The sequence below is a fragment of the Nonomuraea thailandensis genome (assembly GCF_024172165.1).
GTDB classification, from domain to species: domain Bacteria; phylum Actinomycetota; class Actinomycetes; order Streptosporangiales; family Streptosporangiaceae; genus Nonomuraea; species Nonomuraea thailandensis.
This window is the reverse complement of the sequence record NZ_JAMZEB010000002.1, coordinates 71695-92820: the sequence shown is the minus strand read 5'-3', so window position 1 is coordinate 92820 and position 21126 is coordinate 71695. Positions and strand designations below refer to the sequence as shown.

At 70.4% G+C, this 21126-nt stretch carries 19 protein-coding genes; 3 read left to right on the top strand and 16 right to left on the bottom strand.

What is annotated here, in order from left to right; all coding sequences use genetic code 11:
• The first annotated feature begins 49 nt into the window (after positions 1 to 49).
• Entirely contained in the window at positions 50 to 1021 is a 972-nt protein-coding gene (locus tag HD597_RS04555; protein ID WP_253740439.1) for a helix-turn-helix domain-containing protein, read from the top strand.
• On the opposite strand, the gene HD597_RS04550 is transcribed toward HD597_RS04555, so the two are convergent.
• On the bottom strand, positions 1018 to 2115 hold the full coding sequence (locus HD597_RS04550) for a methyltransferase (protein WP_253740438.1): 1098 nt from the start codon (positions 2113 to 2115) through the stop codon (positions 1018 to 1020). The genes HD597_RS04555 and HD597_RS04550 overlap by 4 nt on opposite strands.
• Positions 2116 to 2226: 111 nt before the next feature.
• On the opposite strand from HD597_RS04550, the gene HD597_RS04545 reads away from it, so the two are divergent.
• A complete protein-coding gene (locus HD597_RS04545) occupies positions 2227 to 2973 on the top strand; it encodes a DUF2071 domain-containing protein (protein WP_253740437.1) in 747 nt (248 codons plus the stop codon).
• Positions 2974 to 2976: 3 nt separating this feature from the next.
• Here the strand turns inward: HD597_RS04545 and HD597_RS04540 are convergent, their stop codons facing one another.
• From HD597_RS04540 to HD597_RS04525, 4 genes are all read right to left on the bottom strand, one after another.
• A complete protein-coding gene (locus HD597_RS04540) occupies positions 2977 to 4503 on the bottom strand; it encodes an acyl-CoA carboxylase subunit beta (RefSeq protein ID WP_253740436.1) in 1527 nt (508 codons plus the stop codon).
• 56 nt (positions 4504 to 4559) lie between these two features.
• Positions 4560 to 4952 (bottom strand): DUF3224 domain-containing protein, encoded by a 393-nt coding sequence (locus tag HD597_RS04535; protein ID WP_253740435.1) that lies wholly within the window; start codon positions 4950 to 4952, stop codon positions 4560 to 4562.
• A 36-nt stretch (positions 4953 to 4988) separates the two neighbouring features.
• A complete protein-coding gene (locus tag HD597_RS04530; protein ID WP_253740434.1) occupies positions 4989 to 5771 on the bottom strand; it encodes an LLM class flavin-dependent oxidoreductase in 783 nt (260 codons plus the stop codon).
• Positions 5772 to 5862: 91 nt separating this feature from the next.
• The gene (locus tag HD597_RS04525; RefSeq protein WP_253740433.1) at positions 5863 to 7071 is read right to left on the bottom strand and encodes an FAD-binding protein; all 1209 of its coding nucleotides are present in this window, start codon (positions 7069 to 7071) and stop codon (positions 5863 to 5865) included.
• Between the two features lie 80 nt (positions 7072 to 7151).
• Here HD597_RS04525 and HD597_RS04520 point away from each other — a divergent pair, with 80 nt between their 5' ends.
• Entirely contained in the window at positions 7152 to 7499 is a 348-nt protein-coding gene (locus HD597_RS04520) for a PLD nuclease N-terminal domain-containing protein (protein WP_253740432.1), read from the top strand.
• Here HD597_RS04520 and araA read toward each other — a convergent pair.
• The 11 genes from araA to HD597_RS04465 form a co-directional block, all read right to left on the bottom strand.
• On the bottom strand, positions 7496 to 8950 hold the full coding sequence (araA, locus tag HD597_RS04515; RefSeq protein WP_253740431.1) for an L-arabinose isomerase: 1455 nt from the start codon (positions 8948 to 8950) through the stop codon (positions 7496 to 7498). The genes HD597_RS04520 and araA overlap by 4 nt on opposite strands.
• Positions 8947 to 9594, bottom strand: a complete 648-nt coding sequence (locus tag HD597_RS04510; RefSeq protein ID WP_372513613.1) for an L-ribulose-5-phosphate 4-epimerase — start codon at positions 9592 to 9594, stop codon at positions 8947 to 8949. The genes araA and HD597_RS04510 overlap by 4 nt, the downstream gene beginning before the upstream one ends.
• A gap of 8 nt (positions 9595 to 9602) precedes the next feature.
• Positions 9603 to 11267, bottom strand: a complete 1665-nt coding sequence (gene araB / locus HD597_RS04505) for a ribulokinase (RefSeq protein ID WP_253740429.1) — start codon at positions 11265 to 11267, stop codon at positions 9603 to 9605.
• 9 nt (positions 11268 to 11276) lie between these two features.
• Complete coding sequence (locus HD597_RS04500; protein WP_372513357.1) at positions 11277 to 12290, bottom strand: LacI family DNA-binding transcriptional regulator; 1014 nt, start codon at positions 12288 to 12290, stop codon at positions 11277 to 11279.
• Between the two features lie 36 nt (positions 12291 to 12326).
• On the bottom strand, positions 12327 to 13583 hold the full coding sequence (gene mmsB, locus HD597_RS04495) for a multiple monosaccharide ABC transporter permease (RefSeq protein ID WP_253740428.1): 1257 nt from the start codon (positions 13581 to 13583) through the stop codon (positions 12327 to 12329).
• Between the two features lie 5 nt (positions 13584 to 13588).
• Positions 13589 to 15118 carry a multiple monosaccharide ABC transporter ATP-binding protein gene (mmsA, locus tag HD597_RS04490; protein WP_253740427.1) on the bottom strand — a complete coding sequence of 510 codons (1530 nt, stop codon included), beginning with the start codon at positions 15116 to 15118 and terminating at the stop codon, positions 13589 to 13591.
• 53 nt (positions 15119 to 15171) lie between these two features.
• A complete protein-coding gene (gene chvE / locus HD597_RS04485; protein WP_276082818.1) occupies positions 15172 to 16281 on the bottom strand; it encodes a multiple monosaccharide ABC transporter substrate-binding protein in 1110 nt (369 codons plus the stop codon).
• 196 nt (positions 16282 to 16477) lie between these two features.
• Complete coding sequence (gene yjfF, locus HD597_RS04480; RefSeq protein ID WP_253740426.1) at positions 16478 to 17461, bottom strand: galactofuranose ABC transporter, permease protein YjfF; 984 nt, start codon at positions 17459 to 17461, stop codon at positions 16478 to 16480.
• Positions 17458 to 18471, bottom strand: a complete 1014-nt coding sequence (locus HD597_RS04475) for an ABC transporter permease (RefSeq protein ID WP_253740425.1) — start codon at positions 18469 to 18471, stop codon at positions 17458 to 17460. The genes yjfF and HD597_RS04475 overlap by 4 nt, the downstream gene beginning before the upstream one ends.
• A complete protein-coding gene (locus tag HD597_RS04470; RefSeq protein WP_253740424.1) occupies positions 18468 to 19979 on the bottom strand; it encodes a sugar ABC transporter ATP-binding protein in 1512 nt (503 codons plus the stop codon). Before HD597_RS04470 ends, HD597_RS04475 begins: the two co-directional genes overlap by 4 nt.
• A gap of 92 nt (positions 19980 to 20071) precedes the next feature.
• Positions 20072 to 21058 carry an ABC transporter substrate-binding protein gene (locus HD597_RS04465; protein WP_253740423.1) on the bottom strand — a complete coding sequence of 329 codons (987 nt, stop codon included), beginning with the start codon at positions 21056 to 21058 and terminating at the stop codon, positions 20072 to 20074.
• Positions 21059 to 21126 lie beyond the last annotated feature (68 nt).

Genomic DNA, 21126 nt, shown 5'->3' with positions numbered 1-21126 from the left:
TATGCATATATCTCTCCTGCCGCGGAGAGGCTGCAGCTAACATGCGGGCATGCTGCTGCCTTCTCCGGTCAGGCCCCACCGGGTCGCCGTGCTGGCCTTCGACGGGATGGCGCCGTTCGAGCTGAGCTGCGTCATCGAGCTGTTCGGCCTGCCCCGGCCCGAGCTGGAGATCGCCTGGTACGACCTCACGGTGTGCGCGGAGACGCTGGAGCCGCTGAGCGTGGTCGGCGGGTTCACGATGACGGCGGCGCACGGTCTCGACGCGCTGGCCGTCGCCGACACCGTGATCGTGCCCGGCGTGGCCGACGTCCGCGGGCCCGTCTCGGCGCCGCTGACCGCCGCCCTGCGGCAGGCGCACGAGCGGGGCGCGCGCATGGTGTCGATCTGCTCGGGCGCGTTCGCGCTGGCGGCGGCCGGGCTGCTCGACGGCCGCCCGGCCACCACGCACTGGCGCTACGCCGGCCTGCTGCAGGAACGTTTCCCCGCCGTCCTGGTCAACCCCTCCGTCCTGTACGTGGACGACGGCGACGTGCTGACCAGCGCGGGCAGCGCCGCCGGGCTCGACCTGCTGATCCACCTCGTACGCCGCGACCACGGCCCCGGCGTGGCCAACACCGTGGCCCGCCGCCTCGTCGTGCCGCCGCACAGGGAGGGCGGCCAGGCCCAGTTCATCCAGGCCGCGGTCACCCCCGTCGAGGACGACGACGCGGTGGCCAGGGCGATGGCCTGGGCCATGGACCATCTGGCGGAGCCCATCACCGTGGCCGATCTGGCCGGGGTGGCGCACATGGCGGAGCGCACGTTCATCAGGCGTTTCAAGCGGCAGACCGGCACCAGCCCGCTGCGCTGGGTCATCTCGCAGCGGGTGGCGGCCAGCCTGCCGCTGCTGGAGTCGACGGGCGCGCCGGTGGAGGAGATAGGCGCGGCGGTCGGCTTCGAGAGCCCGGTGACGTTCCGGCACCACTTCACCCGCGCCATGCGCACCTCGCCGTCGGCCTACCGCAAGGCGTTCAGCGCCTAGCCCTCCGGTAGGGGCGTGAGCCGCCAGAGCGAGGTCACCTCGGCGGCGCGGGCGGCGTGCAGCGGGTCGGCCCCGTCGGCGGCGCGGCGGTGCCGGGGCGGGACGTCCATGCGGCCGGCCACCCGCAGCCCGGCCTGCTCGAACTCCGCCAGCAGCTCGGCCCTCGTCCGCAGCCCGAGATGTTCGGCCAGGTCCGACAGGATGAGCCAGCCCTCCCCTCCCGGCTCCAGATGCTCGCCCAGCCCGTCCAGGAACCCCCGTAACATCCGCCCGCCCGGATCGTAGACGGCGTGGTCGAGCGGCGAGACCGGCGTGGCGGGCAGCCATGGCGGGTTGCAGACGACCAGCGGCGCGCGCCCCGGCGGGAACAGGTCGGCCCGCACCACCTCCACCCGGTCGTCCAGGCCCAGCCTGGCGACGTTCTCGCCGGCGCACTCCACGGCGCGCGCGTCCAGGTCGGTGGCCACGACGTGGCGGACGCCGCGCCTGGCCAGCACGGCCGCCAGCACGCCGGTGCCGGTGCCGACGTCGAAGGCCAGCCGATCGCCCGGCAGCGGCGCCTCGGCGACCAGGTCGACGTACTCGCCCCTGATCGGGGAGAACACGCCGTGGTACGGGTGCACCCGGGCGCCGAGCGCCGGCACGTGCACGCCCTTCTTGCGCCACTCGTGCGCGCCGATCAGGCCGAGCAGCTCGCGTAACGGGCCGACCGCGGGCGGGGCGCCGGGCCCGAAGACCTCGGCGCACGCCTCCCGCACGTCGGGCGCCCTGCGCAGCGGCACCACGTGGCCCTGCGTGTACGGGACCAGCAGCATGCCGAGCGTGCGGGCGCGCTGGGACTGCGCCTGGCGGTGGCGGTGGAAGCCGCTGCCCGGCGCGGCCGGCTTGCACCGCCGGCCCATGGCGGCCAGGAGCTGCCTGGCGCCCTGGAAGTCGCCGCGCCACAGCAGCGCGGTGCCCTCGCAGGCCAGGCGGTAGGCGGTGGCGGCGGTCATGCGGTCGTCGGCGACCACGACACGCCCGGGTGGCGGCGCGCCCAGCGCCGAACGCCAGGCCGCCGTGCGCTCCTGCCCCGCCTCGGTCCACCGGATCATCGTGCACCGACGGTTTCACGGACCCGTCCGGCAGGCCACCGGTTTTCCGGTGAGAAGGCCGTTCGGGGCGGCAACCCCCGCACCGGCGCGCGCGGCCCCTACCGTGGGGGCATGACCTTCCCCGGCACCCCTCGCCCGCGCCCGCGCTGGCACCACGCGGAGACGGACCTCGACGACTTCGCCATCGTGAGCTACCGGGTGGACGCCGACGCGCTGGCCCGGCACCTGCCCAGGGGGTTCGCGCCGATGAAGACGACGTTCGGGGACGGTCCGGGGGCGCTGGTCTCCGCCGTGGCCTTCCGCGACCGCGACTTCCACTTCCGGTTCCTGCCGCGGGTGGGGATCGACTGCGGGCAGATCAACTACCGGGCGTACGTCACCGCCCACGGCCGGCCGGGCGTGTGGTTCTTCGGCACCGCGCTGGACCACCCGGTGGTCGCGATCCCGCAGCACGTCTGGGGGATGCCGTGGCGCCGCGCCCGCATCGGGATCGAGGCGGACTGGACCGCCGCGCCGGCCCGCTGGAGCCTGCGGGCGGGGCAGGCGCACTGCGAGGCGGCCGAGCTGCCCGGGCCGCTCCCGCTCCTCGACGGATTCGCGGGCGAGACCGACTGGCTGGAGCGGCTCACCCATCCGACGCTGGGCTGGTACCGGCGCAGGGACGGGAGGGTGGGCACGTACAGCATCTGGCATCCGGTCATGCGGCCCCGCTCCTTCGCCGCCACGGCCGCGCGGTTCCCCGTCTTGGAACGGCTGGGCCTGATCACCCCCGGCACGGCGCCCCACTCCGTCCTGGCCCAGCCGAGCCTGCGCTTCGACATCCACACCCCGCCGCGGCGCTACCGCCCCGGCGCGTGAGGCTCAGGGGCGGGCCGACGGGTTGGGGCCGAGGTCCAGGGCCGCGTACGCGTCGTGGACCCACTCCGTCAGCACCGGGCGCGTCCCGGCCGGGTCGATGATGTCCTCCACCAGGAACGCCTCCGCCGTCCTGAACGGCGACCTGACCGCCTCCAGCCGCTCGGCGATCTCGGCCTTCAGCGTGGCCGCCTCCTCGCCCGCCTCGGCCAGCATGCGCTTGAAGGCCACCTCCAGCCCGCCCTCGATCGGCAGCGACCCCCAGTCGCCCGACGGCCAGGCCACGCGCAGGCTGTAGCGGGAGTGGGGCCGGTGGGCGGCGCCGGCGACGCCGAAGACGCGGCGGACCAGGACCGAGGCCCACGGCACCGTCGACTGGTAGACGGCGGCCAGCGCGCGGGCGCCGCGCCGGATCGTGCCCGCCTTCTCGGCGGCGGTGCCGATGACGAAGCCCGGCTGGTCGACCAGGTGCACGACCGGCAGGTGGAAGGTCTCGGCCAGGTCGACGAAGCGGGCCGTCTTGTCCGCGCCCGCCGCCGTCATGCCGCCCCCGTACACGCGCGGGTCGGAGGCCAGCACCGCCACCGGGCAGCCGTCGAGCCGCGCCAGCGCGGTGACGATCGAGGGGGCGAACCTGCGCCCCAGCTCCAGCACCGTGCCGGTGTCGAAGACCAGCTCCAGGATCCGCCGCATGTCGTAGGGACGGCGGCGGTCTCTCGGGACGATCTCGCGCAGCTCGGGCGCGACCCTGCCGGGGTCGTCGCGGGGCTCGCGCAAGACGGGCGGCGGCTGCCAGGCGCTCTGCGGCAGGTACGCCAGCACCTTCCTGGCCAGCTCGAACGCCTCCTGCTCCGACCCCGCCACCAGGTCCACCGTGCCGGCCGCCGACACCGTGCGCCAGCCGCCCAGCTCCTCCTTGGAGACGCTCTCGCCCATCCCCGCCTCCACCACGGCCGGCCCCGCGATGAACACCTGCGAGAGCTCCTTCACCATGATCGACACGTGCGAGGTGACGAGCCGGGCGGCGCCGAGCCCGGCGACGGGGCCGAGGGCCAGCGCGATCACCGGAATCCTGCCCAGGTTGGCCACCACCTGGTCCCAGCCGGGATTGTGGGGCACGTACGTGCGCCCGTGCTCCTCCAACTGCTTGACGCTGCCGCCGCCCCCGGTGCCGTCGATGAGCCGGACGAGCGGCACGCGCAGCTCGCCCGCCATGCGCTCGGCCAGGATCTGCTTGTCGTGGATGGCCGCGTCGGCGGCCCCGCCGCGCACGGTGAAGTCGTCGCCCGCCACCACGATCCGCCGCCCGTCCAGCCGGGCGCGGCCGATGATGACGTTCGACGGGGTGAAGCCGCCGTCGGACGCGCGCCCGGTGAGCGCGCCGATCTCCTGCCAGGAGTCGGTGAGGGCGGCGAGCCGCTCACGGACGGTGAGGCGGCCGGTCGCGTGCTGGCGGGCGACCCGTTCCTCGCCTCCCATGCGCTCGGCCAGCTCCCTGCGGCGCTTCAGCTCGGCGAGTTCGGGGTCCCACACGACGCGCTCCTCCCCCCGGCGACGCCGGCGTACCGGGTGGTCGGTACGTTAGCCGATCAGAGCGCGTAGTCGAAGGTGTAGGAGTGACCTCCGTCGGGGCCGATGACGATGCCCATCTCGCCCCTGATGCCGCGCAGCTCGCCCGTGCCCGAGTCGGCCACGACCCTGATCCGCAGCGACTGCTCGCCCTCGTCGCTGGTGGCGTCGTGCTGGACGACGAAGCTGCCCGCGCGCCCGTGCAGGGTGCCCTCGACGCGCTCCAGCGCCACGTACGAGCGTGACTCCTCCACCGGGGTGGTGGCGATGAGCATGGTGACGAGGCTGGTGCCGGTCAGGTCGCCGGAGAAGGTCTTGGTCAGCGTCACCACGCCCAGCGTGACGCCGTCGCGGTCGTCGTACGGCGGCTGCGGGGTCCAGCCGGCGGTCTCGAAGGTTCCCTTTGCGGTCATGACCCCGATCCTGGCGGACGTACCTGTCAGATCCCGTCAGGTACCGGCGAGGCGTTCCACGACCGGCGCGAAGGCGTCCATGAACTGGGCGTTCACCGACACGTAGGAGATCCCGAGATGGTCACGGCGGCGCAGCAGCGTGTCGGTCATCTCCGCCACCGTGCCGGTGAGGATGCCGGTGCCGGTGCGGCCGAAGCGGCTCAGCGCCCATCCGGGCGGCTCCGCTCCGGCGCAGGCCAGGTTCATGGCCAGCTCCAGCTCGTGGAAGCGGTCGCCGGCCAGCTCGTACAGCTCGTCGAGCTTGGCGGCGACCTGCTCCTCGGTGTAGTGCGGCGGCACGCCGAGCGCGACCGTGTCGGCCTTGGCGGCGGCCAGCCGCAGCAGCTTCGTCCCGGAGGCGGCGACCAGCACCCGCACGTCCTGGACGGCGTCGATGGTGCTGGAGAGCCGCTCGATGCGCTGGCTGGGCGTGCCGAAGCGCACGCCGAGCGCCGCCGCGTCGGCCTCGGCGTCGGGCCGCCCGGCGCCCAGGCCCAGCTCGAACCGGCCGCCGGTGAGCTTGTGCAGGGTGGCGCTCTCCCAGGCGACGGCGTGCGGCGTGCGGTTGGGGGCGCTGAGCACGTACGTGCCGACGCGCAGGGTGGTGGTGGCCGTGGCCGCCACCGCGGCGGCCGTGAACGGCGACAGCGTGCCGAGTGTGTCGGGCACGAGCAGGGTCGCGTAGCCCAGGTCTTCCGCCCGCCGGGCCAGCCCGGTCCACGCGCCGGCGTCGGGGGCCTGCCCGGCTACCGCGCCGAATCTGAACGGGTGATCGGTCATGCCCCATACGATCGCCCACAGGCCCGGGGTGTGACATCGTCCCCCGGACCTGTCGCCCGCTACATCCGCGGGCGCATGCCTCCGGCGGGTGCTACTCCCCCAGCAGTAGCCGGGTGAAGTCGTTGGCGAACTTGCCCGCGGGGTCGAGCCGGCGAGCCAGCGCGCGGAAGGAGCCGGGGCACTCCGGCCATCGGGTGAACAGCTTGCCCCAGTGCGGCATCGGCTCGTACGGCGCCAGCGTCCGCTCCACGAGCTCCAGCACGGGCATGACCGCGGCCACGTCCTTGACCCAGGTGAAGTGGATGCCGATGCTGTCGCGGCCGTTGAAGGGGCTCAGCCACAGGTCGTCGGCGGCGATGGAGCGCACCTCGGAGATCTGCAGCACCGGCCGGATGCGGTCGCCGATCGCGAACAGCGCGCGCAGCGCCTCGGCCGCGTGCCGCCTGGGCAGCAGCAGCTCCGACTGCAGCTCGTCGCCGGCGCCGCTGGGCGGGTAGTCGGCACGGAAGTGCGGCAGCCGCTCGTACCAGGGGCCGGGCACGCCGAGCTGGCCCGTGCAGCTGTCGGCCGGCATGGCGGGCAGGGGGTGGCGGGGGCCGTCGGCGGGGGTGGTGCCGTACCAGTCGGGGTCGGCCAGCTCCTCCTCGCGCTTGAGCCAGACGCGGGTGTCGCGGTAGTCGGTGAAGAGGCTGACGCTGTAGCCGCTGGACATGATCTCCCCGAAGTGCGCGAGCGCGTCCTCGCTCAGCCCCTCGCGGACGTATTGGCGCAGCTCGAAGGCGGGTACGAGGTCGAGCGTGAGCGAGGTGACGACGCCGAGGGCGCCGACCGACACCACGGCGCCGGGGAAGTCGGCGTCGCCGCGCGAGAGCGACAGCAGCGAGCCGTCGGCGGTGACGAGCTCGATGCCGGAGACCGCGGCGGCCAGGCTGCGCACGGCGTCGCCCGAGCCGTGCGTGCCGGTCGCGACCGAGCCGGCGACCGAGATGTGCGGCAGCGAGGCCAGGTTCGCCAGCGCGAAACCGGCCTGGTGCAGCCGCGGCGCGAGCGTCGCGTACGTCGTGCGCGCCCCGACCCGCACCGTGGCCGCGGCGCTGTCGATCTCGACCTGGTCCGGCATCCGGTCGAGCACCACGAGGTCGCCGGTGGTGTCGGCGACGTGGTTGAAGGAGTGCCCGCTCCCGAGGGCCCGCACGCCGGCGCTGGCCGCGACGAGCCGCCGCAGCTCGTCGAGGGAGGTCGGATGGTGGACGTCCTTCGCGTGGAATGTGGTGTTTCCAGCCCAATTGGTCAGCGTCACGGCCTTACCTTCCCACAGCTCCACCTTGTCAGCCCGTCCGGGTGCCGCTAGTTTCAGGTGCCGCCGACCGGAGGTGTGCCGTGCTTCTTCTGTCCCAGGCCGTCGGCCTGGTCACGCTCGTGCTCTGGCTCTATTGCCTGTTCGACGTGATCACCACACCCGACGTCGCGTGCCGTAACCTGCCGAAGATCGGCTGGGTGCTGATCGTCCTGCTGTTCCCGCTCATCGGCTCCGTCGCCTGGCTGGTGGCCGGCCGCCCCGAGCGGGCCGTCGCGGCCAGGCCGAGCGCCTACCCCGAGTACGACCGCCCCGGCCGCTTCGCCGCCACCAACCCCGACGACGACGAGGAGTTCCTGCGCCGCTGCCGCGAGCGCGCCGAGGAGCAGCGCAGGAACGCCCCCAAGAAGTCTCCCGAGGGCGAGGCCTAGAAGCCCTGGGCCAGGCGGTAGTACGCCTGGTTCCAGCGCAGCTCCTTGGCGAACTGCTCGGTCGTGGTGCCGGCGTCGATGACCACCAGCTCCACGCCCAGCATCTCGGCCAGGTCCACCAGCTCCTCGCGGCCCACGGTCTTGGACAGCACCGTGTGGTGCGGGGCGCCGGCGGTCAGCCACGACTCGGTGGACGTGCGCAGGTTCGGGCGCGGCTGCCACACGGCGCGGGCCACCGGCAGCTTGGGCAGCGGCTGCGGCGGGGTCACCACGTCGATCTCGTTGGCCACCAGGCGGAACCGGTCGCCCATGTCGGCCAGGCCGATCACGATGCCGGGCCCCGGCTCGGCGTCGAACACCAGCCGGACCGGGTCCTCCCGGTTGCCGATGCCCAGCGGGTGGATCTCGCACGACGGCGTGCCGGAGGCGATCGACGGGCAGACCTCCAGCATGTGGGCGCCGAGGATGAGCTCGTTGCCGGGCGTCAGGTCGTAGGTGTAGTCCTCCATGAAGGAGGTGCCGCCCGGCGCCATGGCCTTGAGCGTGCGCAGCAGGACCGAGGTCTTCCAGTCGCCCTCGCCGCCGAAGCCGTACCCGTCGGCCATGAGCCGCTGCACGGCCAGGCCGGGGAGCTGGCGCAGGCCGCCGAGGTCCTCGAAGTTCGTGGTGAACGCCCTGAAGCCGCCGGCCTCCAGGAAGCCGCGCAGGCCCAGCTCGATCCTGGCCGCGTAGCGCAGCGACTCGTGGCGCTCGCCCAGCAGCTCGGGCGCCACGGCGTACTGCTCGGCGTACTCCTTGACCAGCGCCGTCACGTCGGCGTCGGAGGCCGCATCCACGGCCTCGACCAGGTCGTTGACGCCGTAGGTGTTGACCGAGACGCCGAAGCGGAGCTGCGCCTCGACCTTGTCGCCCTCGGTGACCGCCACGTCGCGCATGTTGTCGCCGAAGCGGGCCAGCTTGAGCGTGCGCACCTCGGCCAGGCCCTTGGCGGCGCGCAGCCAGGACAGGATGCGCTCGCCCACGGCCGGGTCGCTGACGTGCCCGGCCACGGTCTTGCGCGGCACGCCGAGCCTGGTCTGGATGTGCCCGAACTCGCGGTCGCCGTGCGCGGCCTGGTTCAGGTTCATGAAGTCCATGTCGATGGTGGCCCACGGCAGCTCGACGTTGGCCTGCGTGTGCAGGTGCAGCAGCGGCTTGCGCAGCGCGTCGAGCCCGGCGATCCACATCTTGGCCGGGGAGAACGTGTGCATCCACGCGATCACGCCGGCGCACGAGTCGTCGGCGTTGGCCTCCAGCATGATCCGCCGGATGGCGGCCGCGTCGGTCAGGACGGGCTTCCACTCCACCGGCATGGGGAGCTGCTCGGCGATCCGCTGGGACTGCTCGGCCACCTGCTGCAGCGTGTCCTCGCCGTAGAGTCCCTGACTGCCGGTCAGAAACCAGATGTTCAACGCGGGCTCCTCTGTCCGTAGACGTTCTGATAGCGGTCGTACAGGCTGTCGATGTCGGCCTGCGCGATGGGCAGCGGGTCGCCGAGCTGGCGGGCCACGTGCACGGTACGGGCCACGTCCTCGCACATCACGGCGGCCTTAACCGCGGCCTTGGCGTCCTTGCCGATGCTGAACACGCCGTGGTTCTGCATGAGGACGGCCTTGGAGCGGTGGCCCTTCAGCGTCTCGACGATGCCCTGGCCGATCGAGTCGTCGCCGATCAGCGCGAACGGGCCGACCGGGATCTCCCCGCCGAACTCGTCGGCCATCGCGGTCAGCACGCACGGGACGGCCTCGCCGCGGGCCGCCCAGGCGGAGGCGTAGGTGGAGTGGGTGTGCACGACGCCTCCCACCTCGGGCATGTTGCGGTAGACGTAGGCGTGCGCGGCGGTGTCGCTGGACGGCGCGTGCTCGCCCTCCACCAGGTTGCCGTCGAGGTCGCACACGACCATGTTCTCCGGCGTCAGCTCGTCGTAGGAGACCCCGGAGGGCTTGATGACGAACAGGTCCTCCCCGGGGACACGGCCGGAGACGTTGCCGGCCGTCCAGACCACCAGGTTGTAGCGGACCAGCTCGGCGTGCAGGTCCGCCACGGTCTTCCGCATGTCGTTCATCAAGCCTGTGCCTCGTTCCTGATCGCGCGCAGCGCGTGCAGCATCTGTCCGTCTCCGAAGAAGTCGTGGAGCCTGCGGTACTCGGCGTAGAGCCGGTCGTAGGCGTCGGCGCGGGCCTCGTCCGGCTCGTACGCGTTCTCGGTGCGCTTGCCCATGGCGGCGGCGGCCTCCTCGACGGAGGCGTACTCGCCGGCGGCGACGGCCGCGTGGATGGCCGAGCCCAGCGCGGGGCCCTGGTCGGAGGCGATGATCGACAGCGGGCGGCGCAGCACGTCGGAGTAGACCTGCATGAGGAAACGGTTCTTCAGCAGGCCGCCGGCGACGATGAACTCCTCGACCGGCACCCCCGACTTCTCGAACGTCTCGACGATCATGCGGGCGCCGAACGCGGTGGACTCGATGAGCGCGCGGTAGACGTCCTCGGGCTTGGTGGCCAGGGTCTGACCGATGATCACGCCGGAGAGGTTGTGGTCCACCAGCACCGAGCGGTTGCCGCCGAACCAGTCGAGGGCGACCAGCCCGTGCTGGCCCACGGCCTGCTTCTCGGCCAGCTCGGTCAGCCGCTCGTGCCCGTCGGTGCCGAAGTTCTCGACGAACCAGGCGAAGATGTCTCCCACCGCCGACTGCCCCGCCTCGTAGCCCCACAGGCCGGGCACGATGCCGTCGCGGACGACGCCGCACATGCCGGGCACCTCGGCGAGCTGGTCGCTGGGCATGATGTGGCAGGTGGAGGTGCCCATGATGGCCACCATCTGGCCGGGCCTGACGGCGTCCGCGGCGGCGGCGGTGACGTGCGCGTCCACGTTGCCGACGGCCACGGCGGCGCCCTCGGGGATACCGGTCCACCCGGCCGCCCGCGCGGTCAGGCGCCCGGCCAGGCCGCCCAGCGGCGCCAGCGTGACGTCACCCGCCTTCTCGCCGACCTCGCCGGTGGCGAGCTTGCCGACGAAGCCGGCGAAGCCCGGGTTCAGCTCGGACAGGTACTCCTCCGACGGGTAGGAGCCGTCCTGGAAGACGCCCTTGTAGCCGACCGTGCAGATGTTGCGGCTCTCGACGCCGGTGAGCTGCCAGATGATCCAGTCCGCGGCCTCGATCCAGCGCTCGGCCCTGGCGTAGACCTCGGGGGCCTCCTCCAGGACCTGCAGCCCCTTGGCGAACTCCCACTCCGAGGAGATCTTGCCGCCGTAACGCGGCAGCCAGCTCTCGCCCCTGCGCGCGGCCAGCTCGTTGATCCGGTCGGCGTGCGGCTGGGCGGCGTGGTGCTTCCACAGCTTGGGCCAGGCGTGCGGCTCCTGCGGCGTCTCGAAGCAGAGCGGGGTGCCGTCGGCCGTGGTGGGCAGCACGGTGCAGGCGGTGAAGTCGGTGCCGATGCCGACGATCTCCTCGGCCGGCACGCCGGCGGCGGCGATGGCCCGCGGGACGGCGATCCGCATCACGTCGATCCAGTCCTGCGGCGACTGCAGCGCCCAGTCAGGGCCCAGGCGCACCTCGGTGCCCGGGAGGGTGTGCTCGATGACGCGGTGCTCGTACTCGTGGACGGCGCTGCCCAGCTCGGCGCCGTCGCTCACCCGTACGACGACGGCACGCCCGGAAAGCGTGCCGAAGTCAACTCCGACCACGTATTTGTTAGCGCTCACATTGATCTCCAGGGTTTTCGGGGGCATGCACATCATCTACCGGACGGGAGCCGTACTCGACCGGACGACGAAGCTGGGGCGTACGACCAGGCGCTCGTACGCGGCGTAGCCGAGGTCGATCTGCCGCAGCAGCACCTCGATGCAGTGCCGGCCCACCACGTCGAAGTCCTGCCTGACCGTGGTGAGCGGGGGCGAGAAGAACTCCGACTCCGGGATGTCGTCGAAGCCGACCACGCTGATCTGCTGCGGCACGCGCACGCCCTTCTCCGACAGGGCGCGCAGCACGCCCAGCGCCATCTGGTCGTTGGCGGCGAACACGGCCGTGACGCCGTCCATCGCGGCCAGGCTCTTGCCCGCCTCGTAGCCGGCGCGCGGGCTCCAGTCGCCGGCCAGCGGCTCGGGGACCGGCCGGCCCGCCTCCTCCAGCGCGGCCCGCCAGCCTTCGAGCCGGCCCTCGGTCTCCAGCCAGTCGTGCGGGCCGCTGACGTGCCAGACCGTCTCGTGGCCCTGGTCGAGCAGGTGCCGGGTGGCCAGCCTGGCGCCCTCGATCTGGTCGATGCACACGACCGACACGTCGGCCCTGTGCGTGCCCTCGACCGCCACGGCGGGCAGGCCGGAGGGCAGGCTCTCCAGCGCGAGCCCGGCCGAGCGCTGCGGGGCGACCACCACGACGCCGTCCACGCCCTGCTCGGCCAGGTAGTCGATGGCGTCGCGCACGTTGTCGGCGTCGATCGACTTCAGGCTCACGATGCTGACGAAGTAACCCGCGGTCCTGGCCGCCTGCTCGATGCCGTAGATGGTGCTGGCGGGACCGTACAGCGTGGTGTCGAAGCTCACCACGCCGAGGGTCCTCGAGCGCTTGGTGACCAGGGCGCGGGCCACGAGGTTACGCCGGTAGCCCAGCCGGGTGATCGCCGCCTCCACCCGGGCGCGGGTGTCGGCCCGGACGTTGGGATGGTCGTTGAGCACCCGGGAGACCGTCTGGTGCGACACGCCCGCCTCCTTGGCCACGTCGGCCATGACCGGCAGGCGACGCCTGGGTGTCGTCAACGATCTCTCCTTTTCGCTGGGCTCTGAGGATCTTACTTAGCGGGAGACCCCTGCCCGGCGCTTGGTCCACACGTCGAACGCGACGGCCGCCAGGAGCACGATGCCCTTGACGAGCATGACCCGCTCGCTGGGCGAGCCGATCAGGGACATGCCGTTGTTGATCACCGCCATGATCAGGCCGCCGGTGATGGCGCCCACGACCTTGCCGACGCCGCCCTGGACGGCCGCGCCGCCGATGAAGGCCGCCGCGATGGCGTCCAGCTCGAAGCTGTTACCAGCGGTGGGCCCGGCCTGGTTGAGGCGGCCGGCGAAGATGATGCCGGCGATGGCCGACAGCACGCCCATGTTCACGAAGATCCAGAAGACGACCGACTTGACCTTCACGCCGGACATGATCGCCGCCTGGAGGTTGCCGCCGATCGCGTAGATCTGCCGGCCGAAGACGGTGCGGTTGGCCATCATCGAGTAGCCCAGCACCAGGATCGCCAGCAGGACCAGCACCCACGGCAGGTTCTTGAACCGGGCGAGCTGGATGACCAGGAACATGATGATCGCGGCGCCCGCGACCATCTTCAGCCAGAACAGCGCCATCGGCTCGACCGACTGGCCGTAACCCTTGCGGGCGTTCCTGGTGCGCAGCTGGGCGGTGAACATGCCGGCGATCGCCACGATGCCGATCAGCAGGCTGAACAGGTCGGCGCCGCCGAGCGGGCCGAGGCCGATGTTGCCGAGGTAGCCGTCGGTGAAGCCGTTGGCCAGCGTACGGACCTGGTCGGGGAACGGGCCGATGCCCTGGTTGCCCAGGACGGTCATCGTCAGCGCCCGGAACAGCAGCATGCCGGCCAGGGTCACGATGAAGGCCGGGATGCCGAAGTAGGCGATCCAGTAACCCTGCCAGGCTCCGATGAGCGCGCCGGCCACCAGCGTGGCCAGCAGGGCCAGCGGCCATGGCCAGCCCATGTTCACCATGAGCACCGCCGCCAGCGCTCCCGTGACCGCCACCACCGAGCCGACCGACAGGTCGATGTGCCCGGCGATGATGATCAGGATCATCCCGATCGCGAGGATCAGGACGTAGGAGTTCTGGACGATGATGTTCGAGATGTTCTGCGGCGTGAGCAGCGCGCCGTCCGTCAGGATCGAGAACAGCACGATGATCGCCGCGAAGGCGATGTAGATGCCACTGGATCGCAGGTTGAGCGAGACTCCGCCGAACGACACCCGGCCCGGCTGCCGTGGCGCTCCCCCGTCGCCCTTGGCGCCGACCTTCACGTCGGCAGGCGTGATGCTCATCAGAGCTACTCCTGTCCCTTGGTCATGAGGTGCATGAGGCTTTCCTGGGTGGCCTCCTGGCGGGGAACCTCGCCGGTGATGCGACCTTCGGAGAGTGTGTAGATGCGGTCGCACAGGCCGAGCAGCTCAGGCAACTCACTGGAGATCACCAGCACGGCCTTGCCCTCGTCGGCGAGGCGGTTGATGATCGTGTAGATCTCGTACTTGGCGCCGACGTCGATGCCGCGGGTCGGCTCGTCGAGGATGAGCACGTCCGGCTCGGTCATGATCCACTTGGACAGCACGACCTTCTGCTGGTTGCCGCCACTGAGCTGGCCCACGACGCTGTTGACGCTCGGGGCCTTGATGTTCATGCTCTTGTGGAACTCCTCGGCGACCCGGTACTCCTCGTTGTCGTTCACCCAGCCGCGCTTGGCCAGGCCCTTGAGCCCGGCGGCGCTGATGTTGGTCTTGATGTCCTGGATGAGGTTGAGCCCGTACCGCTTGCGGTCCTCGGAGGCGTAGGCGATGCCGTGGTTGATCGCGTCCTGCACGTTGCGGATCTCGATCGGCTTGCCGTCCTTGAAGACCTTGCCGGTGATGTGCACGCCGTACGTGCGCCCGAACAGGCTCATCGCCAGCTCCGTGCGCCCGGCGCCCATCAGCCCGGCCAGCCCGACGATCTCCCCGCGCCGCAGCGTGAGCGCGGCCCCGTCCACGACCTTGCGGTCCGGCTGGGCGGGGCTGTAGACCGTCCAGTCCTCGATGCGCAGGGCCTCCTCGCCGATCGTCGGCTCGTGCGGCGGGTAGCGGTTGTCGAGGGCGCGGCCGACCATGCCGGCGATGATGCGGTCCTCGGTGACGTGGTCGGTGACCATGTCGAGCGTCTCGATCGTGCGGCCGTCACGGATGATCGTGACGGAGTCGGCGATCGCGGTCACCTCGTTGAGCTTGTGCGAGATGATCACACAGGTGATGCCCTCGTCGCGCAGCCCGCGCAGCAGGTCCAGCAGGTGGGCGGAGTCGTCGTCGTTGAGCGCCGCGGTCGGCTCGTCGAGGATGAGCAGCTTCACCCTCTTCGACAGGGCCTTGGCGATCTCGACGAGCTGCTGCTTGCCCACGCCGATGTCGGAGATGGGCGTCGTCGGGTTCTCGCGCAGGCCGACCCGCTTCATCAGCTCGGCGGCCTCGTAGTTGGTGCGGTTCCAGTCGATGAACCCGCGCTTGGCGCGCTCGTTGCCGAGGAAGATGTTCTCCGCGATCGACAGCTGCGGGCTGAGCGCCAGCTCCTGGTGGATGATGACGATGCCGGCGTGCTCGCTGTCGCGGATGCCGCCGAACTCGCAGCGCTCGCCCTCGAAGAGGATCTCGCCCTCGTAGTCGCCGTGCGGGTAGACCCCGGACAGCACCTTCATCAGCGTCGACTTGCCGGCGCCGTTCTCGCCGCAGATGGCGTGGATCTCGCCCTGCCTGACCGACAGGTTGACGTCCTGCAGCGCCTTGACGCCGGGGAACGTCTTGGTGATCCCGCTCATCCGCAAGATGTGCTCGGTCATATCCCCTCGCTCGGGAAAAGCCCCGGGGAGCGGCGTCCCCGGGGCTGAAGCCCCTACTTGAGCTGGTCCTCGGTGTAGTAGTTGCCGCCGACGATGACTTCCTTGTAGTTGGTCTTGTCGACGATCACCGGGTCGAGCAGGTACGAGGGCACGACCTTGTTGCCGTTGTCGTAGTCCTTGGTGTTGTTCACCTCGGGCTGCTGGCCCTTGAGCACGGCGTCGGCCATCTTGACCGTCTGCTCGGCGAGCTTGCGGGTGTCCTTGAAGATGGTGGAGTACTGCTCGTCGGCGACGATGGACTTCACCGACTGGAGCTCGGCGTCCTGGCCGGTCACGATCGGGTACGGCTTGCTGTAGCCGGAGCTCTTCAGCGCCGAGAGGATGCCGATCGACAGACCGTCGTACGGCGACAGCACGCCGTCGACCTTGGTGCTGCCCGTGTAGGTCTTGGTGATGATGTCCTCCATGCGCTTCTGCGCGGTGGCGGGGTCCCACCGGAGGATGGCGGCCTGCTTGAAGTCGGTCTGGCCGCTGGCGATCTTCAGGGTGCCGTCGTCGATCTTCGGCTGGAGCACCGACATGGCGCCGTTCCAGAAGAACGTGGCGTTGTTGTCGTCGGGCGAGCCGCCGAACAGCTCGACGTTGAACGGGCCCTTCTTGCCGTCCTCCACGCCCAGGCCCTTCAGCAGCGAGGTCGCCTGCTGCACGCCGACCTTGAAGTTGTCGAAGGTGGCGTAGTAGTCGACGTTGGGGCTGTTGCGGATCAGCCGGTCGTAGGCGATGACCGGGATCTTCGCGTCGGCGGCCTGCTGGAGCTGCGAGGTGATCGCCGTGCCGTCGATCGAGGCCACGATCAGGAGCTTGGCTCCCTTGGTGATCTGGTTCTCGATCTGGTTGGCCTGCGTCGGGATGTCGTTCTCGGCGTACTGGAGGTCGACCTTGTAGCCGAGCTGCTCGAGCTGCTTCTTGACGTTGTCGCCGTCGTGGATCCAGCGCTCGGAGGACTTGGTGGGCATGGTGACGCCGATGAGGGCGCCCGCGTTGCCGGCGGCCGCGGAGGCGGAGGCCTCCTGGTCAACGGTCTTCGTGCTCGAGCCACAGGCCGTCATGGTCGCGGCGAGCGCGATGGCGGACACCACGCCCCCGATCCGTCCCAACCTCATGTGCATCCCTTTCCATGGGGGTCGCGGCAGACGCAGGACGCGGCGGCTGCCGGTGATAAGTGAGGGGATTCGATCACAGAACGTGACGAATCAGAACAAAGTTCGCACCCGTTTCCGCTGATTGTTATCGCTAACAAAGTCTATGTCAACGCTCGGACATAACCTCACAGAAACTTTCAGGTAACTTTGCCGCAGGTCAGCGGCCCGAGCGGGCCGAGAACAGGCGCTGCAGCAGGATGAAGACGAAGAGCAACATTCCGATGAAGATCTTGGTCCACCAAGACGACAGGGTCCCTTCGAAACTGATGATCGTCTGAATCAGCCCCAGCACGAGCACGCCGAGCACCGTCCCCAGCAGGAAGCCGCTACCGCCGGTCAGCAACGTCCCGCCGATGACCACCGCGGCGATCGCGTCCAGCTCCATGCCCACCGCGTGCAGGCCGTAGCCGGAGAGCATGTAGAACGACAGCAGCACGCCGCCCAGCGCCGAGCAGAAGCCGCTGATGGTGTAGACGGTGATCTTCGTCCGCCCCACGGGCAGGCCCATGAGCAGCGCCGACTGCTCGCTGCCGCCCGTCGCGTAGACCGAGCGGCCGAAGCGGGTGTAGTGCAGCACGTACGCCGCCACCACCACGACCACCACCGCGATGATCACGCTGGGCGAGATCCACAGGTCGGCGAACAGGTCGATCCTGGTCTGCGCGAACGCCGTGAACGTGGCGTCCTCGATCGGGATCGAGTCGGTCCCGATCGTGTAGCACAGCCCCCGCGCCAGGAACATGCCGGCCAGCGTCACGATGAACGGCTGGATGTCGAAGGCGTGCACGATGTACCCCATGACCAGGCCCAACCCCGATCCGATGGCCAGCACCAGCGGCACCACCAGGTACGGCGGCCACCCCGGCCCCGCCATGAGGCTGGCCGAGATCATCGTCGACAGCGCCACCACCGACCCCACCGACAGGTCGATGCCCCCGGTGAGGATCACGAACGTCATCCCGATCGCCACCACGAGCAGGAAGGCGTTGTCGATGAAGACGTTCAGGATCACCTGCCCGCTGGCGAACCCCTCGTAGCGGATGCCGCCGGCCACGAACATGGCCGCCAGCAGGCACCCGGTCACCAGGACGGGCAGGTACTTGGCCGGGACCGAGGCCCGGCCCACGGTCAGCGTCGTCACGTGCTCACCCTCACCTTCTCCTCGACGGCAGGGCTGGCGGGCGCGGCCCGCCCGCGCCCCCGGAACACCTTCGCGCGGAACGACGGGGACTGGATGAGGCAGACCGCGGTCACGACCAGTGCCTTGAACAGCAGCGTCGTCTCCGGCGGCACCCCGATCGAGTAGATCGTCGTGGTCAGCGTCTGGATGATGAGCGCGCCCACCACGGTGCCGCCGAGCGAGAACCTGCCGCCCGCCAGCGACGTGCCGCCGATCACCACGGCCAGGATCGCGTCCAGCTCGATCCACAGGCCGGCGTTGTTGCCGTCGGCGCTGGAGACGTTCGAGCTGATCATCAGGCCCGCCACGCCCGCGCACAGGGCGGCGAACGCGTACACCATGACGATGATCCCGCGCGACCTGATCCCCGCCAGCCTGCTCGCCTCGGCGTTGCTGCCGACCGACTCGATCAGCATGCCCAGCGCCAGCCGCCTGGTCAGGAACGCGCTGATCGCCAGCACCCCGATCACGATGAGGATGCCGAACGGCACGGTCAGCCAGTAGCCGCCGCCGATCACCTTGTACGCCGGGCTGTTGACCGTGATGATCTGCCCGTCGGTGATGAGCTGGGCCAGGCCGCGCCCGGCCACCATGAGGATGAGCGTGGCGATGATCGGCTGGATGCCGACGCCCGCGACCAGGAAGCCGTTCCAGGCCCCCAGCACCAGGCAGAGCGCCAGCGCCAGCGCCACGGCGGTGAACACGCTCGCGTCCTGGCTGATCTGCAGGCAGGCCAGCGCGCCGGAGATCGCCACCACCGAGCCCACCGACAGGTCGATGCCGCCGGTCGCGATGACCAGCGTCATGCCCAGCGAGACCAGGATCAGCGGGGCGCCGAACCGCAGGATGTCGATCAGGCTGCCGTAAAGGTGGCCGTCCTTGACCTCGATCGAGAAGAAGCTGGGCGTGAAGAACACGTTCAGCACCAGCAGCAGGGCCAGGATGACCAGCGGCCACAACAGACGTCTCATGAGGCCCGCCCTCCGCTCGCGATGGTCTCCATCAGCACGTCGGTCGTGAGCGCCTCGTCATTCGGCAGCTCGGCCACCAGCCTCCGGTCCCGCAGCACCTGCACCTTGTGGCTGAGCCGCAGCACCTCCTCCAGCTCGGCGGAGATGAACAGCACCGCCATCCCGCCGTCGGACAGCTCGGCCACCAGGCGCTGGATCTCGGTCTTGGCCCCGACGTCGATGCCCCGGGTGGGCTCGTCCAGGATGAGCAGCCGGGGCTCCAGGATCAGCCACCTGGCCAGCACCACCTTCTGCTGGTTGCCGCCGCTGAGGTTGCGCACCAGGTGCTCGGGGTTGGGCGGGCTGATCTTGAGCGCCTTGACGTACCTGGAGACCAGCTCGTCCTGCTGCTCGCGCGGCACCGGCCTGGTCCAGCCCCTGGTGGCCTGCAGGGCCAGGATGATGTTCTCGCGCACGGTGAGGTCGGGGATGAGCCCGTCGGCCTTGCGGTTCTCCGAGCAGAACGCGATCTTCTGCGTCATCGCCGCGCGCGGCGTGCGCAGCGACTGCGGCGACCCGCCGACCGTGATCTCGCCCGTGCTCGCGTGGTCGGCGCCGAACAGCAGCCGGGCGATCTCCGTGCGCCCCGAGCCGAGCAGCCCCGCCAGGCCCACGACCTCGCCCTCGTGGATGGTCATGCTGAACGGCTCGATCGCCCCGGCCCGGCCCAGCCCGCGCGCCTCGACCAGCGGGCGGTCGAACACCTTGGCCTCGCCGTGCAGCCGCTCCAGCACGGCCAGCTCCTGGCCGATCATCTTGGCGACCAGCTCGACCTGCGGCAGCTCCCTCGTCAGGTACTCCCCGACCAGCCGCCCGTTGCGCAGGATCGTCATCCGGTCGGAGATCTCGTAGACCTGGTCGAGGAAGTGGGAGACGAACAGGATGGCGATGCCCTCCTCCTTCAGCCTCCTCATCACCCTGAAGAGCTGCTCGACCTCGTCGGCGTCCAGGCTGGAGGTGGGCTCGTCGAGGATCAGCACCCTGGCGTCGATGTCGATCGCCCGGGCGATGGCCACCATCTGCTGGATGGCCAGCGAGTACGACGACAGCGGCGCCGAGACGTCCAGGCTCAGCTCCAGCCGCGACAGCAGCTCGCCGGCCCTGGCCCGCATGCGCTTCCAGTCGATGCGGCCGCGTTTCCTGGGCTCGCGGCCCAGGAGGATGTTCTCGGCCACCGACAGGTTGGTGCAGAGGTTGACCTCCTGGTAGACCGTGCTGATCCCGGCCTGCTGCGCCTCCAGGGGGCTGCCGAACGCGACCTGCGATCCGTTCAGCTCGGTGGTGCCCGCGTCGGCGGGGTGCACACCGGTGAGCACCTTGATCAATGTGGACTTGCCCGCGCCGTTCTCTCCCATCAGCGCGTGCACCTCGCCGGGCAGCAGCCGCAGGTCCACTCCGTCCAGGGCTTTCACCCCCGGAAACTCTTTGCCGATTCCCGTCATCGTCAGGACCGGCGTGGGTACGGCCATCCGCCTTCCTTCCTGAGAGGGCGGCCCGGCGGGTGTCCCGGGCCGCCTCACTTCGTCCCTACGCCTGTGCCGGCTCCGCGTCCAGCGGCGGCTCAGTACTGGCGGGTGGACAGGACCTGCTTGGCCTGCTCCTGCGTGAACGTGGTCTCCTCGGTCACCACGCGGGCGGGCACCTGCTCGCCCTTGACGACCTTCTTGGCCAGGTCCATGAGCTGCGGGCCGAGCAGCGGCGAGCACTCGACGATGAAGTTGATCTTTCCGTCGGCGAGCGCCTGCATGCCGTCCTTCACCGCGTCCACGGTGATGATCTTGATGTCCTTGCCGGGCACCTTGCCCGCGCCCTCGATGGCCTCGATCGCGCCGAGCCCCATGTCGTCGTTGTGCGCGTACAGCACGTCGATGTCCGGGGTGGACTTCAGGAAGGCCTCCATGACCTCCTTGCCCTTGGCCCGCGTGAAGTCACCGGTCTGCGAGGCGACGATCTTGAACTTGGTGTCGGCCTGGATGACCTCGGCGAAGCCCGCCTTGCGGTCGTTGGCCGGGGCCGAGCCCGTCGTGCCCTGCAACTCGACGATGTTCACCGGGTCCTTGGTGTCCTTGTACTCCTCCACCAGCCACTGCCCGGCCTTCTTGCCCTCCTCGATGAAGTCCGAGCCGAGGAAGGTCTTGTAGAGGGAGGTGTCCTTGGAGTCGACCGCGCGGTCGGTCAGGATGACCGGGATCTTCGCGTTCTGCGCCTCCTTCAGCACCGTGTCCCAGCCCGACTCCACCACCGGCGAGAAGGCGATGATGTCCACCTTCTGCTGGATGTAGGAGCGGATGGCCTTGATCTGGTTCTCCTGCTTCTGCTGGGCGTCGGAGAACTTGAGCGTGATGCCCGCGTTCTTCGCGGAGTCCTGGACGGACTTGGTGTTGGCGGTCCGCCACCCGCTCTCCGCGCCGACCTGGGAGAAGCCCATGGTGATCGAGTCGTCACCACCGCCCGTGCCTGCGCTGGTGGTGCCGCCACCGCCGCCACAGGACGCCACCGCCATGGCGGTGAGACCGGCGAGCACTAACGCCGAGATCCTCTTGAACACGTGGGGGGTTCCCTTCTCATGTGAACGCTAACAACCCCAGCCGGGCGCCAGCGCGTCCTGCCTTGCCG

Bases quoted from the DNA above. Each gene is read 5' to 3' on its own strand.
- HD597_RS04555 (WP_253740439.1), top strand. From the start codon at position 50: ATGCTGCTGCCTTCTCCGGTCAGGCCCCACCGGGTCGCCGTGCTGGCC.
- HD597_RS04550 (WP_253740438.1), bottom strand. From the start codon at position 2,115: ATGATCCGGTGGACCGAGGCGGGGCAGGAGCGCACGGCGGCCTGGCGT.
- HD597_RS04545 (WP_253740437.1), top strand. From the start codon at position 2,227: ATGACCTTCCCCGGCACCCCTCGCCCGCGCCCGCGCTGGCACCACGCG.
- HD597_RS04535 (WP_253740435.1), bottom strand. From the start codon at position 4,952: ATGACCGCAAAGGGAACCTTCGAGACCGCCGGCTGGACCCCGCAGCCG.
- HD597_RS04530 (WP_253740434.1), bottom strand. From the start codon at position 5,771: ATGACCGATCACCCGTTCAGATTCGGCGCGGTAGCCGGGCAGGCCCCC.
- HD597_RS04510 (WP_372513613.1), bottom strand. From the start codon at position 9,594: ATGCGGAAGACCGTGGCGGACCTGCACGCCGAGCTGGTCCGCTACAAC.
- araB (WP_253740429.1), bottom strand. From the start codon at position 11,267: ATGCCCCCGAAAACCCTGGAGATCAATGTGAGCGCTAACAAATACGTG.
- mmsB (WP_253740428.1), bottom strand. From the start codon at position 13,583: ATGAGCATCACGCCTGCCGACGTGAAGGTCGGCGCCAAGGGCGACGGG.
- mmsA (WP_253740427.1), bottom strand. From the start codon at position 15,118: ATGACCGAGCACATCTTGCGGATGAGCGGGATCACCAAGACGTTCCCC.
- chvE (WP_276082818.1), bottom strand. From the start codon at position 16,281: ATGAGGTTGGGACGGATCGGGGGCGTGGTGTCCGCCATCGCGCTCGCC.
- HD597_RS04475 (WP_253740425.1), bottom strand. From the start codon at position 18,471: ATGAGACGTCTGTTGTGGCCGCTGGTCATCCTGGCCCTGCTGCTGGTG.
- HD597_RS04470 (WP_253740424.1), bottom strand. From the start codon at position 19,979: ATGGCCGTACCCACGCCGGTCCTGACGATGACGGGAATCGGCAAAGAG.